Consider the following 14,879-nt stretch of genomic DNA (forward strand, 5'->3'; position numbering starts at 1 on the left):
GAGATCTTCGGAACTGGGCGAGGACCCCTGTCGAGCCCGGGTCGGTCACGAGATATCTTGATGTCGAGCAATGTTGCAGACGTGGAGCGGAGCACCCGGTGACTGACTCGACCATCATCTATACGCACACTGACGAGGCCCCGGCCCTGGCGACGTATTCCTTCCTGCCGGTGGTCCAGGCGTACGCCTCGCAGGCGGGTGTCTCCGTGGAGACGCGGGACATCTCGCTGGCCGGGCGGATCATCGCCGTGTTCCCGGAGTACCTGACCGAGGACCAGCGGATCCCGGACGCCCTGCACGAGCTGGGCGAACTGGCCAAGACGCCCGAGGCCAACATCATCAAGCTGCCGAACATCTCGGCATCGATCCCGCAGCTCAAGGCCGCCGTCGCCGAGTTGCAGGCGCAGGGCTACGCGCTGCCGGACTACCCGGACGACCCGAAGACCGACGAGGAGCGGGACATCCAGGCCCGCTACGACAAGGTCAAGGGCTCCGCCGTGAACCCGGTCCTGCGTGAGGGCAACTCCGACCGCCGCGCCCCCGCCTCGGTCAAGAACTACGCCAAGAACCACCCGCACCGCATGGGCGCCTGGTCGTCGGAGTCCAAGACCAACGTGGCGACGATGGGCGTGGACGACTTCCGCTCCACCGAGAAGTCCGTCGTGGTCTCCGAGGCCGGCTCGCTGAAGATCGAACTGGTCGGCGACGACGGCTCCACCACGGTGCTGCGCGAGTCGGTACCGGTCCTGGAGGGCGAGGTCGTCGACGCGTCGGTGCTGCACGTGGCTCCGCTGCGGGAGTTCCTCACCGCGCAGATCGCCCGCGCCAAGGCGGAGGACGTGCTGTTCTCCGTGCACCTGAAGGCCACGATGATGAAGGTCTCGGACCCGATCATCTTCGGTCACGTGGTGCGCGCGTTCTTCCCGAAGACCTTCGCGCAGTACGGCCAGACGCTCGCCGCGGCCGGCCTGACCCCGAACGACGGTCTGGGCGGCATCTACAAGGGCCTGGAGTCCCTGCCCGAGGGCGCCGCGATCAAGGCGTCCTTCGACGCCGAGCTCGCCGAGGGCCCGGCCCTCGCGATGGTCGACTCCGACAAGGGCATCACCAACCTGCACGTGCCGTCCGACGTGATCGTGGACGCCTCCATGCCGGCCATGATCCGCACCTCCGGCCACATGTGGGGCCCGGACGGCCAGGAGGCCGACACCCTCGCCGTGCTGCCGGACTCGTCGTACGCCGGTGTCTACCAGGCCGTCATCGAGGACTGCCGTGCCAACGGCGCCTACGACCCGTCGACCATGGGCTCGGTGCCGAACGTCGGCCTGATGGCGCAGAAGGCCGAGGAGTACGGCTCCCACGACAAGACCTTCGAGATCCCGGCCACCGGCACGGTCCGCCTCGTCGACCAGGCCGGCAATGTGGTGATCGAGCAGGCGGTCTCCGCCGGCGACATCTTCCGCGCCTGCCAGACCAAGGACGCGCCGATCCGTGACTGGGTGAAGCTGGCCGTCACCCGCGCCCGCGCCACCGGCAGCCCGGCCGTGTTCTGGCTGGACGAGACCCGCGCGCACGACGCCAACCTGATCGCCAAGGTCACCGCCTACCTGGCGGAGCACGACACCGAGGGCCTGGACATCCGGATCCTGAACCCGGTCGAGGCGACCAAGCTGTCGGTGGAGCGCATCCGCCGCGGCGAGGACACCATCTCGGTGACCGGCAACGTCCTGCGTGACTACCTGACCGACCTCTTCCCGATCCTGGAGCTGGGCACCAGCGCGAAGATGCTGTCGGTCGTCCCGCTGATGGCGGGCGGCGGCCTCTTCGAGACGGGCGCCGGCGGTTCCGCCCCGAAGCACGTCCAGCAGCTGGTCAAGGAGAACTACCTGCGCTGGGACTCCCTCGGTGAGTTCTTCGCGCTGGTCCCGTCGCTTGAGCAGTACGCCGACTTCACGGGCAACGCCCGCGCGAAGGTCCTCGCCGACACCCTCGACCGCGCCACGGCGACCTTCCTCAACGAGGACAAGTCCCCGACCCGTCGCGTCGGCGGCATCGACAACCGCGGCAGCCACTTCTACCTGTCCCTGTACTGGGCCCAGGAGCTGGCGGCGCAGACCGACGACGCGGACCTGGCCAAGGCGTTCGCCTCGCTCGCCGAGACGCTCGCCGCGAACGAGCAGAAGATCGTCGAGGAGCTGAACGCCGTCCAGGGCAACCCGGCCGACATCGGCGGCTACTACCAGCCCGACCCCGCCAAGGCCGCGAAGATCATGCGCCCGTCGCCGACGTGGAACGACACGCTGGCGTCCCTGAGCTGACCCCCGCTCTCTCGGTGACCCCGCCCCGGTCGGCTTCTGCCCGGCCGGGGCGGGGTTGTGTCCGGGGGGTGTATCGCGGGGGCGCGTCGTGGGGAATGCCGAGGGGCGCGGCGGCCGGCCTGAAGTGGCACGGCGTGGGCCACTGGAGGCCGCCGGGTACTGAGGCGGCGGGTCTGCGGCCGGGGGTCCGCCGGTCGATCCGCAGGGGTCTGCCCGGGGGACCGGCCGTGCGTGCGGCGGACCCGGAGCGGCCGTGCGCGCAGGACACCGGGGGGACCGGCCGTGCGCGGCGGACCGGGAGGGGCGGCCGTGCGCGGCGGCTCACCAGTCTCGCGTGGCGATCAATTCCTCCACGTCCGCGTCCTCGAAGCCGTAGGTCCGTGCGATGAACCAGAACTCCTCGGCTATCTCCTCGCGGGCCACGGTCTCGATGTCGAAGTCGTCGTCCTGCAGGTCGTTGAACTCCTCGGTGGCCGCCTGGGTCAGCACGTACAGCGCGGCCGGGTCGGCGGGTCGGTCCGTCTCGATCCGCTCGCACAGCCGCAGCAGGATCTCCTTGCCCCGGTCCACCGCGCGGTCGGGGTAGTAGCCGTCGCGGTAGAGCGCCTCGAGGAACGAGTGGGCGATCACCCGCTGGTTGCCGATGTTCATGCTGAGATGGTGCACCACGCCACTGACAACGCCCCCGGAGCAGCCGTATGCCCTCGTTCGACCTGTTGCCCGGCGCCGAGCGGTCGCCGGTGATCCTCCATGTGCCGCACTCCGCGCGGGAGATCCCGGCCGAGGTCCGGGACGGGATCGTGCTGGACGACCTCGCGTTGGAGCGGGAGCTCGATCACATCGTCGACGCGCACACGGCGGAGCTCGCCGAGATGGCGGCCGGACTGGTGCGGACAACGCCGTGGCGGTTCGTGAACCGGCTCTCGCGGCTGGTCGTCGATCCCGAGCGGTTTCCCGACGAGCGGGAGGAGATGCTCGCCGTGGGGATGGGGGCCGTGTACACGCGGACCACGCACCGGGAGGAACTGCGGCCCGCGAACACCGACCCCGAGCCGCTCATCGCGCGTTATTTCCGGCCGTACGCACGTGCCATGACCGAAGCCGTGGCTGAGCGGCTGGAGGTCACGGGGCGGGCCGTCGTCATCGACGTGCACTCCTATCCCAGCGCGCCGCTGCCCTACGAACTGCACGGCGAGGGCCCCCGGCCGCCGGTCTGTCTCGGCACCGACCGCTTCCACACGCCGCCCGGACTGGTCGCCGCGGCCCGGGAGGCGTTCGGGGAGGTCGGGCTGGACAGTCCGTTCAGTGGGACGTACGTGCCGCTGGAGTTCTACGGCCGCGATCCGCGGGTGAGTGCCCTGATGGTGGAGATCCGGCGGGACACCTACATGACGGAACCTGGCGGACCCGCCGGGCCGGGACTCCACCGGCTCGCACAGGCACTCGCCGCTCTCGTGGATGCTCTGGAGTCTCCTGACGCGTAGTTCAGACCGTCACCCAGTCGGTGACGATCACTCCCTCGTCTGTTCGCAGCCGGAGTGCGAACGGGCCGGCGGGGGACGCCTCGCAGGTGAAGCGGCCCATGTCGTCGGTCGTGAGCGGTACGCCTGCCTGCGGGCCGCTGAGGACCTCGATCCGGGCCGGCCGGGGCGGCAGCACCTGCCCCATCAGGCCCTGCGGGGTGAGTTCGACGTCGACCGTCACCTCCCCCGCGTGGAAGGTCAGCATCCGCGGCGCCCCCGTCGCTCCCCGCACCGGGAGGGCGTCCACCACCGAGTCGAAGGAGAGTTCGGCGATGCGGCTGTCCAGGTCGTGCAGCGCGAACGCCTCCACGGCGAGCTGCCGCAGGGCGGGCGGCACGGGGTCCAGGATGGCCGCCGCCTGCCGGAGCTCCTCCTCCAGCAGTTCGAGGGCGAACTCCTCGTCCGGCAACGCCTCTTCGTCGAAGACTGCGTCCTGATCGTCCCGATCGTCGAGATCGTCGTGCATGTCGCTCATACCGCCCCCCGGGCTTCGAGCCGCGCCCGCAACCGCCTCAGGCAGCGCTGGCGCAGTGGTCCGATGCTGCCCACCGCGATTCCCAGAGCGGCGGACACCTCCTGGTAGCCGGGCTTCGGCGAGGCCATCAGGATGCGCAGCAACTCCCGGCAGCGCTCGCCGAGTTCCTCGAACTCCTGCCACAGGTACCGGACGCGCTCGCTCTGGGCGGCGGCCTCCTCGGAGTCGAGGAACGACTGCTCGGGCGTACGGTCCTCGCTGATCCGGTCCAGGAGCTGCGGATCGTCCGTGACGGTCAGCCGCCGTAAGCTCTTGAGCACCTTCAGGCACTCGTGGCGTGCGGTGCTCGCGAGCCAGGACTTGGCCTTGTCGGGTTCCCGGATCCGCCCGAGGTGCTGGGCGAAGCGGAACCACACGGTCTGGTACACCTCGTGCGCGTCCGCGTCGGAGAGCCGGTGCGCGCGCACCACGGCCCACACCAGGGGGCTCAGCCCTTCCACGAGCGCCTTCCAGGCCGCCGCGTCACCGTCGACGGCGGACTGGACCAGCGCACCGACATCTGCTCGGTCCACGGTCCCACCCCTCGTGTACGGCAAGTCATCGTACGCCGTGGAAGGGACCACTCCGGCCGTCATGTGCCCAGCGGGCGCTGCACGACCGGCACCGGACGCCAGCCGGCCGGCCTCAGCGCCGGCACGTGCGCCCCGCGCACTTCGGCGAACTGCGTGTTGGTGGCAACGAGTTGCTGCCGGGCGGCGCGCGGGTCCATCTCCTTGTTCGCGGTCATGTGGGCGGCGACCAGACCTGCCACCACCGGCGTCGCGAAGGAGGTGCCGCTCCAGTGCGCGTACCCCTCGAACATCACCTGGTCCGGCTTCGCCGTGGTGCCGTCCTCGCTCAACACGCCCGTGTGGGAAGGGGACTGGCAGGTGCACACGTAGGTGAAGCCGTACCGGCAGGCCTCGTACGTGGAGTGCTGGTAGAGGTACGGCACCGGCGCGTCGAAGCCGGTGAGGGTGCTGGTGAGGCGCTCGCCGGGGGCGTAGACCTGCACCCAGGGGCCGTGGTTGCTGAAGCAGGCGCCGAACTCGCCGTCGCCGCGCAGCGCCCCGACCGACAGGACGACGCCCTGGTAGTCGGGCAGGGAGGCGTAGGCGGCGGGCCAGAAGGGGCTGGCGCTGGCGTTGTTGCCGGCCGCGGCGACCAACAGGGTGTCGTGGGCGCGCAGTTCCTGCATGAAGGCGTCCATGCCGAGCAGGCCGTCGGTGCGGCCGTTGGAGGTGCCCGCGGAGAGGCTGATGATGTCGGGCCAGCCGTCGGCGACCGCCTCGAAGAGCCTGTCGCCGAGCTCGGACTCCAGGATGGCGCCCGCGTCGTTGAGGGTGTTGCGGACGGTGATGTCGGTGTTGGGCGCGACGGCCGCGAGGACACCGGCGATGAACGTGCCGTGGCCGACGTACTGGAGGAGGTTCCCGGTCCCGTCCGTCTCGGTGCCGTGCAGGTCGCCCTCGACATGGGCGAGCAGCGGGACGAGCGCGTGGTCGTGGGTGAGGCCGTTGTCGACGACCAGGACGCCCACGGCGGTGTCGGCGTCGTAACCCGCCTCCGCGGGGGCCGGGTTGGTGCCCTGACTGAGCGCGGCGGGAACCGGTTCGTCACCGGGGCAGGAGTTCACCGCGATCGACACGACGTGGTTGCGGCTGACCAGGCGGTGTCCGGCGCGTCCCTCGCGTTCGCTCATCGCACGCAGGGCGTGGGTGACGGCACGGTCGCCGCGCCGGTCGCCGTGGCCCGGGTCGCCGACCTTGATCCGGGTGATGCCCGAGCGGTTGGTCTCGGGGCTGTCCCGGCGCACATGGTCGCCGGTCAGACCGGTCGCCTCGGCGAAGTGGGTGCGCACGGTCTCCTCGACCAGCGCCGCGTCGCGGCCGTCCCGGGCGAGGACCACGCCCTTCTCGTAGATGAACTCGGAGGCGTCGTCGGGCCCCAGTGCCAGCGGGACGTCGGGCATGGAACGCTGGATCTGGTCGAACTGCTCGTGGAATCGCTGAGGTGCCATGGCGTTTCCTCCCACTGAGGCGGCGGTCGTCAGTCAGAGCCGCGGGGCCGGTGATTGATACAGCGCCAAACCGGTGTGGCCTGCCACCTGGGCCACTACCATCCATGGAGTGACAGCGGGAAGCGACTCGGTTCTCGAACTGCTGCCGATGGTGTTCGCCGCGCCCAACCAGGCGCTGGCGAGGGCGGAGGAGGTACTCGGCTCGGATCCCTCACCGCTGCACGCCTCCGTCGCCCACCAGGTCATCGGCATCTGGCAGCGGGACTGGGGCGACATGCGGATCGCCCTGGACCATCTGCGCCGGGCCCGCGATCTCGCGGCGCGCGCGGAGTCGGCCGACCGGGAGGCGGACGTGCTGGCCGCGCTCGGGGTGGCACTGGTGCACGCGGGGCGCACCCGACAGGGTCTCGCGGCGCTGGAGCGGGGTGTCGAGGTCGGCAGCGGGCACACACGCGCGCGCGTCCTGTTCCGGCGGGCCTACGCGTCCTGGGTCCTCGGGCAGCACCGGGCGGCGCTGGAGGACGTACGGCGGGCGATTCCGGTGCTGCGGCAGGCCGACGACGTGATCTGGACGGCGCGGGCCCTGACCCTGCGGGCCACCGTGCATCTGGCGCTCGGGGCGGTGGAGCGGGCGGACGCCGACTTCACGGCGGCGGAGGCGCTGTGGGACACGACCGGCCAGGAGCACGACAAGGCCGACGTGGTGGAGAGCCGGGGCCTTGCCGCGTACCGGTCGGGGGACATTCCCGCCGCGCTGCGGCTGCTCGACGAGGCGCAGGAGCGGTACGCCAAGCTCGGCACACCGACGTTCATGCTCACCATCCGGCGCTGCGAGGTGCTGATGGCCGCGGGTCTCGCCCCGGAGGCGCTCGCGGAGGCGGACGCGGCGATCGGGGTGCTCGACGGGATCGGCGGGCAGTCCACCCGCAAGGCTGAGCTGCTGCTCGCCGCGGCGCGGGCGGCGCGGGTCGCGGGTGATGCCCACACCGCGATCGCGCGCGCCGACATGGCCGTACGACTGTTCGCGGGACAGCGGCGCACCTGGTGGGAGACGCATGCCCGGCTGGTGCTGATCGAGGCGCGGGTCGCCGCCGGGCGAGGGTCGGGCAGGCTGGTCGCGGACGCGGCGGCGGTCGCGGACCGGCTGGCCTCCTTCGGTGCGCCGGCCGCCCCGGAGGCCTCGCTGCTCGCGGGCCGGATCGCGCTCGGCCTGGGGTGGCGGGAGGACGCCCAGCGGCATCTGGAAGTGGCCGCCCGCAGCCGGCACGGCGGGCCGCCGCTGGCGCGGATGACGGGCTGGGCGGCGCGGGCGCTGTGGGCGCGGGCCGTGGGCTCCGACCGGGGGGTCCTGGAGGCCTGCCGCCGGGGCCTGGACGTGCTCGACGACCACCGTACGACCCTGGGCGCCTCGGAGCTGCGGGCCCGGGCCACCGCGCAGGGCGCGGAGCTCGCCGGGCTCGCGGCGCGGGCCTCGCTCACGTCGGGCGGGCCGCGGCGGCTGCTGGTGTGGAGCGAGCGCTGGCGGGCCACGGTGCTGTCCGCGCCGCCGACCCGCCCGCCGGCCGACCCCGCCCTGCTCAGCGACCTCACCGCGTTCCGGGAGATCGCGGCACGCGCGGAGGAGGCCCGGATGGAGGGCCGGCCGGTGCCGACGCTGGAGCGCGAACAACGGCGCCTGGAACGGGAGATCCGCTCCCGCACCCTCCACATGCGCGGTGACGCACCCGGTGACGGTTACCGGTTCGACCCCGGCAGACTGCTGGAACGGCTCGGTGACAACGTACGGCTGGTCGAACTCGCCGTGCTCGACGGGCGTGTTCAGGTGCTGCTGTGCGCGCAGGGGCGGGTGCGGCGGTTCGAGGGCGGACTGCTGGCCGACGCCGAGCGCGAGGCGGAGCATGTCCAGGCAGGGCTGAGGCGGCTGGCCCACCCGGGGGCGGAGGCCCGGCTTCCGGTGGTGGAGGCGGCCGGGCGGCGGCTGGAGGAGCTGCTGCTCGGACCGGCCGCGGCACAGCTCGGCCCCGGACCGGTCGTGGTGGTACCGCCGGGACGGCTGCACCGGGTGCCGTGGGCGCTGCTGCCCTCGCTGCGGGAGCGGGTGTTCAGCGTGTCGCCGTCGGCGAGCAGCTGGCTGCGGGCGCGGGACACCGTGCCGCCGCCGGGCGGGCGTCAGGTGCTGGTACGCGGGCCCGGGCTCGCGACCGAGGGCGCCGAGGTGCCCGAACTGGCCGGGCGCTACGGCTCCGCCACCGTCCTGGAGTACGACGACGCGCGCGTGCCGCGGGTGTTGGAGGAACTGGACGGGGCGGCGCTGGCGCACATCGCCGCGCACGGCACCTTCCGTGCGGACAGCCCGCTGTTCTCGGCGCTGCGGATGGCCGACGGGCCGCTCATCGTGCACGACTTCGAGCGCCTGGACCGCAGCCCGTACCGGATCATCCTGTCCTGCTGCGACACCGCCCGGTTCGCCTCGGTCGGCGCGGACGAACTGCTCGGCCTGGTCACCGCGCTGCTGCCGCTGGGTACGGCGGGGGTGGTCGCGTGCAGTGCGCCGGTCAACGACGAGGCGGTGGTGCCGTTGATGCTGACGCTGCACAAGGGGCTCAGTGCGGGGGCGTCCATGGCGGAGGCGCTGCGGGATGCGCGGTCCTCGCTGCCGGGGGATGCGGTGCACCAGGCGACGGGGTGGGCGTTCTCGGCGTTCGGGGCGGCGTGACGGCGAGGGGTGCGCGACGTGCCGAGGGTGCGTGAAGTGCGAGGGTGCGTGAAGTGCGGGGCGGCCTGACCCCTCCCCCGAATACTGGGGGTCAGACCGCCCCGGTCCGGTGTACGGCTCAGGCCGGCTGTGCCTGCTCCAGCTCCACCAGGCACGGCAGCGCGTCGCGGTCGCTCGCGCCGAGGCGGGCGTACGCGCTGTAGAGGTGGTTGCCGACCGTACGGATGGACAGGGTGAGTTTCTCCGCGATCTGGCGGTTGCTCAGGCCGGCGGCAGCGAGGGTGACGATCTGCCGCTGCCGGGCGGTGAGTTCGCCGAGGACCAGTCCGGACAAGGCCGGGGTGCGGGCACCCTGACAGCGCCGGGCCAGGGCGACGGCTCGGGTGCGGGAGGTGCGGGCGGCGCTCGGATCGCGGTGCGCTCGTACGGCCTGCGCGTACGCCTCCGCCGCGAAGAGCAGGAAGCCGCGCTCCTCCAGGGCCTGTGCGGCACGGTCGAGGGCGAGCCCGTCACCGCGGGCGAGCGCGTCGGCATGCTCGGCGAAGACACCGGTCAGCCGGCCGAGGGCCCGGTCGGGCGCCCCCAGGCGGACGGCGTCGTACGGCTCCTCCCCGACGGTGCCGAGAGCCGTGTCGAGATCACCGTGAGCGGCGGCCCACCAGGTGGCCGCCGAACCGCCCGAGACAGCCGAGCCGACCGGAGGCGCCTCGAGCTCGTGGTGCCCCGACTGTGCCGCGGCCAGGGCCAGTTCGAGACGGCAGGTCGGGTCGTCGGCAGCGGCCCGCAGTCCCTCCCTCGCCCAGGCCGCGGCCTCCCGCAGTTCCCCCCGCAGGCGTGCGAACCGCGCGCGTACCGCGGCATGCCGGGCCGGTATGCCGGTGCCCTCGTCCAGCAGCCACTCCCCCACCGACGTGGAGACGGCCCGTACGTCCCCCTCGGCGATCGCCCGGACCAGTGCGGCCGTCTCGGTCTCCAGGGCGGCCGCGCGGCCGGCCGGTGTGCGGGCCAGGCGCCGCGTCTTCAGGCGTCCGGCGGCGGCTCGCAGCACCGGGCCGTGCAGGGGGTGGGCGAGACGGGCGGCGCCTTGCTCGTCGACGTGGACCAGACCGTCGGCCTCCAGAGCTTCGAGGGCGTCCAGGTCGAGCGTGTCCGCGTCCATCGGGAGCGGCTCCCCGAAGGCCAGGCGGTCCAGGGTCTCCCGCTCGCCGGGGCCGGTACGGCCGAGGAGGTGCGCGGAGCGCTCGCGTACGGCCGCGGTGACCGGAACCGGGCCGCGCCATTCCCACTCGCCCGAGTCCGGGACCCGGTGCAGCAGCCCCCGCTCGCGTACCGCGTCCACCAGCTCGCGCAGCAGTCGCAGATCGCCCCGGCACAGGCGGTAGAGCCGATTGACAGTGAGGACGTCCGGGCCGCCGGCGCCGACCGCGAGCAGCTGTGCGGTCTCCTCGCGGGGCAGCGGTTCCAGGGCGAGGCGCGGCAGGAGCTCTCCGGTCCACAGACGGGAGATCGCGCCCGGCGCTCGCGTGCCCTCGGTGGCGACGACCAGGAGCCGGGTGCGGCCGTGCACGGCGAGCTGGTGGACCAGGGCCGCCGAGGCGTCGTCCAGCAGATGGGCGTCGTCGATGAGCAACAGCCGTACGGACGACAGGAGTTGGACCGCCCGCTGCAGGGACACCGACTCCGGCAGGAGGTGCGCGAAGGCGGCGAACGGAAGACCTCGGGTCCCGGGTGTGCCCGCCACCCTGACGCACTCCGTGCCGCGTACGGCCTCCGTGACGAGCCGGGTCTTGCCGCGGCCCGCGGGACCGGTCACCACGATGCCCTGCCGCCCTCCGGCGACGGACCTGCGGACCAGCTCGAGTTCGTCCTCCCGCCCGGTGAACGGCCAGGGCAGCTCCAGGGTCTTCGCGTCCCGTTCGAATATCGTCACGGAAGCTAGAGCACCGCTACTCAGTCCTGATACAGGGGGACTTGAGTAGCCCCCGACTCAGGCGCCCCGGGGCGCCCGACGGCACGCTGAACCCCATGACCGCACGCTACTGCTCCCTCGCGCAGCAGTCGGCTCCGGCGTTCGTCCCGGGGCTGGCCGCCGAGCGGCTGAGTGCGCTCGTCGGCGGCAGCCGGATGTGGGTCAACGGCACGGTCCTGCACTACTGCTTCTTCGACGGCGACACCGACGGTTCGGTCATCGCGGTTCCGGGGACCGGGCAGTCCCGTCGGGTGTCGTGGGTCGGCGCCAAGGAGCAGCGGGACGTGGTGCGCGAGTGCTTCCGGGAGTGGCAGGACCTCGGGATCGGGGTGCGCTTCGCCGAGGTCGGCGACCGTTCGGAGGCCGAACTGCGGATCGGGTTCCAGATCGGCGACGGCTCCTGGTCGACCGTGGGCAAGGACGCGCTCCTCGTCGGTCAGAACGAACGCACCATGAACTTCGGCTGGGACCTCACCGCGCCCGGGGAGCGCGCAACGGCCCTGCACGAGATCGGGCACGCGCTCGGCATGCTGCACGAGCACCAGAGTCCGTTCGCCGGGATCCACTGGGACGACGAGGCCGTCTACGCCGATCTGGCGGGCCCGCCGAACTTCTGGAGCCGGGACCGGACGTTCTTCAACATCGTGCGCAAGCTGGATGCGGACGAGGTCAACGGCTCGGTCTGGGACCCGCAGTCGATCATGGAGTATCCATTCGAGGCGGGGCTGGTCCTGGAACCGGAGCAGTTCCGCGCGGGCCTCAACCCGCCCGGCACCCTGTCGGCCGCCGACAAGGAGTACGTCCTGCGCTGGTACCCGCCGGCCGGGCCGATACCGGCGCCGGCGCTGGTGCCCTTCCGGTCCGCGCCGCTCGGACTCGGCCCGGGAGAGCAGGCCGACTTCACCGTGGAACCGCCGGAGACCCGCGAGTACACCGTGGGCACCTTCGGCGACAGCGACACCGTCGTCGTGGTCTTCGAGGAGCGGGACGGGGAACCCCGCTACCTCTTCGGCCGGGACGACGGAGGCACTCCGCACAACGCCACGATCAGGGCCCGTCTCGTGAAGGGCCGCCGCTACTTCGTCCGTGTGCGCCTGTACTCCGCGTGGGGTTCGGGGGAAACCGCGCTCATGTGCTGGTGACAGCACAGACAGGCCGCACGGGCGAGGCTGGACCGCTGTCCGGCGCCGGGGGAATGGCCGGAAGTACGTAGCCTTCGGGGGAGGGAAACGTACTTCCGGCCACACGGCGTTCACCGGGAATTCCGGGTGACACAGTGGGGGCATGCTGATCGTCATCGGCGGTCTGCCGGCCACCGGCAAGACCACCCTCGCGCGGCTCCTGGCGGCCAGGACGGGCGCGGTCCATCTGCGGATCGACACCATCGAGCAGGCGATCGTCCGCTCCGGACTGGCCCGGCACCCTGTGGGCCCGGTGGGCTACGTCGTGGGGTACGCCCTCGCCGAGGAGCAGTTGCGGCAGGGGCTCACAGTGATCGCGGAGTCCGTCAACCCGCTGATGATCACGCGCGATGCGTGGCGTGGCGCCGCGACGAGGGCCGGAGTGCCCGTGGTCGAGGTGGAGGTCGTCTGCTCCGATCCGCAGGAGCACCGGCGCCGCGCGGACTCCCGCGCGGTGGACATCCCGGACCTGCCGCTGCCCGCCTGGCAGCAGATCGTCGACGGGGAGTACGAGCCGTGGCACCGGGACCGCCTCGTGGTCGACACCGCGGGACAGGAGCCCGAGAAGTCGCTGGGCCCGCTTCTCGAGGCGATCCTCACGGCAGCTCGCGGGTGAAGACGACGCGGGGGGCTGGCGGACCGCTCCCTGGCGGCGGGCGGTCTCGGTGAAGGCCTCGTAGAGACCACCGGTACGGCCGCCGCGCTCAGCGCCTGGAGGTCCCGGCAGCCGGTCCGCTCTCAACGGGCGATCACCTCATCGACGTATGACCGGCCACCGCAGGACTGACGATCGTATGACTGACAAAGGGTGTCGGCCATACGGTCGTAGCGTCGTCCGCGAAGCCCCCGATCAGCAGGGAGACAGCACGTGATCAACGGATATGTCATCGGCGAGAGCCTTCGGCCCGGCGCGGTGTTCGAGCCTCGCGGACTGCGGTTGCGGAAGGTCAGCAGGGTCGAGATCGGCGGGGCGGCCGACGCGCAGCCGCCCGTGTGGACGCTCGTCGAGTGGGAGACCGACAGCGAGGACGTGGGTGCGCTCGCGGACGCCCTGGCCTCGGCGCTGGAACCGGAGCTCGGCTGGTACGCCGACTTCACCGCCGGGGACGAGCGCGTGGTCGTCTTCGCGGGGAAGGTGTTCCGCTATCGGCGCGGCGACGAGGCGGGCCGCGCCGAAGCGGTGGAGTACGGGCGGTCGGTGGGTACGCCCGGACATCAGCTCGACTGGGAGGAGTGACCACGCTTCACGACGCCGCCCGCTGCTCGTCGTGGGTGTCGTCGGGGTGGGCGAGGCCGAGGTGGTGGCGCAGGGTCGGGCCCTGGTAGTCGGTGCGGAAGACGCCCTGTTCCTGCAGGAGCGGGACGACCTTGTCGGCGAAGTCGTCCAGGCCGGTCGGGGTGATGTGCGGGACCAGGATGAAGCCGTCGCTCGCGTCGGCCTGCACGTACTCGTTGATGGTGCGGGCGATGGTCTGCGGTGAGCCGATGAAGTTCTGCCGGTTGCCGGTGTTGATGACCAGGTCGCGGATGGACCACTTGTTCGCGGCGGCCAGTTCGCGCCATTCGCGGGCGGTGGCCAGCGGGTCCCGGTACATGCGCACCTGGGCCCGCCCCTTGGAGATGTGCTCGCCGCTGACGTCCGGGTCGATGTCGGGCAGCGGGCCTTCGGGGTCGTAGGCGGACAGGTCCCGGTTCCACACGAACTCCAGGTGCCGGAGCGCGGTGGCCCCGCTGACCTGCTGGCGCCGCACGGTCCGGGCGAGTTCCTCGGCCTCGGCGTCGGTGTCGGCGAGCGCGAAGGACGCGGCGGGCAGGATCAGCAGCTGGTCGTGGCGGCGGCCGTACCTGGCCAGGCGGTTCTTGACGTCGGTGTAGAAGGCCTGGCCCTCGGTGAGGGTGGCGTACCGGCTGAAGATCGCATCGGCGGACGAGGCGGCGAACTCGCGACCCTCCTCGGAGTCGCCGGCCTGGAAGACGACCGGGCGGCCCTGCGGGGAGCGCGGCACGTTGAACTGCCCGTGGATGTCGAAGTGCTGGCCGGTGTGCTCGAAGGAGCCGGCCTTCGCCTCGCGCAGGAACAGGCCAGCCTCCTGGTCGGCGAGGATCTCGTCGCCGTGCCAGGAATCGAACAGCTCCTGGGTGGTGGCCAGGAACTCCTTGGCGCGCGAGTAGCGCTCTTCCTGCGGCAGGAAGCCGCCGCGGCGGAAGTTCTCGCCGGTGAAGGCGTCCCAGGAGGTGACCACGTTCCACGCCGAGCGGCCCCCCGAGAGGTGGTCGAGGCTGGCGAACTGGCGGGCCACCTCGTAGGGCTCGTTGAAGGTGGAGTTGATGGTGCCGGTCAGGCCGAGGTGCTCGGTGACGGCGGCCAGCGCGGCGAGGATCGTGAAGGTGTCGGGGCGGCCGACCACGTCCAAGTCGTAGATCTTCCCGCCCTGTTCGCGCAGGCGCAGACCCTCGGCCAGGAACAGGAAGTCGAACTTGGCGCGTTCGGCGGTCTTCGCGAAGTGGGCGAAGGAACTGAACTCGATGTGGCTGCCGGCCTTCGGATCGCTCCACACCGTGGTGTTGTTGACGCCCGGGAAATGCGCGGCCAGATGAATCTGCTTCAGGGGCTTGGTCATCGGTCCTGGGGTTCCTT

The 14,879-nt window shown here is 72.0% G+C and carries 12 protein-coding genes; 6 read left to right on the plus strand and 6 right to left on the minus strand.

The genetic code is table 11. The features are described from left to right. Nucleotides 1-98: 98 nt before the first annotated feature. Nucleotides 99-2,318, plus strand: a complete 2,220-nt coding sequence (locus ACGFWE_RS04170; protein WP_352380427.1) for an NADP-dependent isocitrate dehydrogenase — start codon at nt 99-101, stop codon at nt 2,316-2,318. Nucleotides 2,319-2,639: 321 nt separating this feature from the next. On the opposite strand, the gene ACGFWE_RS04175 is transcribed toward ACGFWE_RS04170, so the two are convergent. Further along, on the minus strand, nt 2,640-2,969 hold the full coding sequence (locus ACGFWE_RS04175; RefSeq protein ID WP_393597720.1) for a DUF5713 family protein: 330 nt from the start codon (nt 2,967-2,969) through the stop codon (nt 2,640-2,642). Between the two features lie 47 nt (nt 2,970-3,016). Here ACGFWE_RS04175 and ACGFWE_RS04180 point away from each other — a divergent pair, with 47 nt between their 5' ends. Continuing rightward, nucleotides 3,017-3,802, plus strand: a complete 786-nt coding sequence (locus ACGFWE_RS04180; protein ID WP_393597722.1) for an N-formylglutamate amidohydrolase — start codon at nt 3,017-3,019, stop codon at nt 3,800-3,802. Between the two features lies 1 nt (nt 3,803). Here ACGFWE_RS04180 and ACGFWE_RS04185 read toward each other — a convergent pair whose 3' ends face one another. Genes ACGFWE_RS04185 through ACGFWE_RS04195 form a run of 3 tightly spaced genes read right to left on the minus strand, consistent with a single transcriptional unit; the run spans nt 3,804 to nt 6,375 of the window. Next, complete coding sequence (locus ACGFWE_RS04185; RefSeq protein ID WP_352382471.1) at nt 3,804-4,307, minus strand: hypothetical protein; 504 nt, start codon at nt 4,305-4,307, stop codon at nt 3,804-3,806. A 5-nt stretch (nt 4,308-4,312) separates the two neighbouring features. Then, on the minus strand, nt 4,313-4,888 hold the full coding sequence (locus tag ACGFWE_RS04190) for a sigma-70 family RNA polymerase sigma factor (RefSeq protein ID WP_352380433.1): 576 nt from the start codon (nt 4,886-4,888) through the stop codon (nt 4,313-4,315). 59 nt (nt 4,889-4,947) lie between these two features. Continuing rightward, nucleotides 4,948-6,375, minus strand: coding sequence for a S8/S53 family peptidase (locus ACGFWE_RS04195; RefSeq protein WP_393597724.1), 1,428 nt, complete (start codon nt 6,373-6,375; stop codon nt 4,948-4,950). Nucleotides 6,376-6,523: 148 nt separating this feature from the next. Here ACGFWE_RS04195 and ACGFWE_RS04200 point away from each other — a divergent pair, with 148 nt between their 5' ends. Further along, on the plus strand, nt 6,524-9,091 hold the full coding sequence (locus ACGFWE_RS04200) for a CHAT domain-containing tetratricopeptide repeat protein (protein WP_352382473.1): 2,568 nt from the start codon (nt 6,524-6,526) through the stop codon (nt 9,089-9,091). Between the two features lie 118 nt (nt 9,092-9,209). Here the strand turns inward: ACGFWE_RS04200 and ACGFWE_RS04205 are convergent, their stop codons facing one another. Further along, nucleotides 9,210-11,021, minus strand: coding sequence for a LuxR C-terminal-related transcriptional regulator (locus ACGFWE_RS04205; RefSeq protein WP_393597726.1), 1,812 nt, complete (start codon nt 11,019-11,021; stop codon nt 9,210-9,212). Between the two features lie 95 nt (nt 11,022-11,116). On the opposite strand from ACGFWE_RS04205, the gene ACGFWE_RS04210 reads away from it, so the two are divergent. The 3 genes from ACGFWE_RS04210 to ACGFWE_RS04220 all read left to right on the plus strand — a co-directional run bounded on the left by ACGFWE_RS04210 (nt 11,117) and on the right by ACGFWE_RS04220 (nt 13,478). Next, a complete protein-coding gene (locus tag ACGFWE_RS04210; RefSeq protein WP_393597728.1) occupies nt 11,117-12,202 on the plus strand; it encodes a M12 family metallopeptidase in 1,086 nt (361 codons plus the stop codon). Between the two features lie 142 nt (nt 12,203-12,344). Beyond that, the gene (locus ACGFWE_RS04215; RefSeq protein WP_393597730.1) at nt 12,345-12,857 is read left to right on the plus strand and encodes an AAA family ATPase; all 513 of its coding nucleotides are present in this window, start codon (nt 12,345-12,347) and stop codon (nt 12,855-12,857) included. 252 nt (nt 12,858-13,109) lie between these two features. Then, nucleotides 13,110-13,478, plus strand: coding sequence for a hypothetical protein (locus ACGFWE_RS04220; RefSeq protein WP_352380441.1), 369 nt, complete (start codon nt 13,110-13,112; stop codon nt 13,476-13,478). Between the two features lie 7 nt (nt 13,479-13,485). Here the strand turns inward: ACGFWE_RS04220 and ACGFWE_RS04225 are convergent, their stop codons facing one another. Continuing rightward, complete coding sequence (locus ACGFWE_RS04225) at nt 13,486-14,862, minus strand: NtaA/DmoA family FMN-dependent monooxygenase (RefSeq protein WP_352380443.1); 1,377 nt, start codon at nt 14,860-14,862, stop codon at nt 13,486-13,488. Nucleotides 14,863-14,879: the final 17 nt, after the last annotated feature.

The sequence above is a fragment of the Streptomyces sp. NPDC048523 genome (assembly GCF_043199815.1).
Taxonomy (GTDB): Bacteria; Actinomycetota; Actinomycetes; order Streptomycetales; family Streptomycetaceae; genus Streptomyces.

Excerpts from the sequence above, each read along its gene's own strand:
- ACGFWE_RS04210 (WP_393597728.1), top strand. The coding sequence starts at position 11,117 with ATGACCGCACGCTACTGCTCCCTCGCGCAGCAGTCGGCTCCGGCGTTC.
- ACGFWE_RS04175 (WP_393597720.1), bottom strand. The coding sequence starts at position 2,969 with ATGAACATCGGCAACCAGCGGGTGATCGCCCACTCGTTCCTCGAGGCG.
- ACGFWE_RS04215 (WP_393597730.1), top strand. The coding sequence starts at position 12,345 with ATGCTGATCGTCATCGGCGGTCTGCCGGCCACCGGCAAGACCACCCTC.
- ACGFWE_RS04200 (WP_352382473.1), top strand. The coding sequence starts at position 6,524 with ATGGTGTTCGCCGCGCCCAACCAGGCGCTGGCGAGGGCGGAGGAGGTA.
- ACGFWE_RS04180 (WP_393597722.1), top strand. The coding sequence starts at position 3,017 with ATGCCCTCGTTCGACCTGTTGCCCGGCGCCGAGCGGTCGCCGGTGATC.
- ACGFWE_RS04225 (WP_352380443.1), bottom strand. The coding sequence starts at position 14,862 with ATGACCAAGCCCCTGAAGCAGATTCATCTGGCCGCGCATTTCCCGGGC.
- ACGFWE_RS04185 (WP_352382471.1), bottom strand. The coding sequence starts at position 4,307 with ATGCACGACGATCTCGACGATCGGGACGATCAGGACGCAGTCTTCGAC.
- ACGFWE_RS04195 (WP_393597724.1), bottom strand. The coding sequence starts at position 6,375 with ATGGCACCTCAGCGATTCCACGAGCAGTTCGACCAGATCCAGCGTTCC.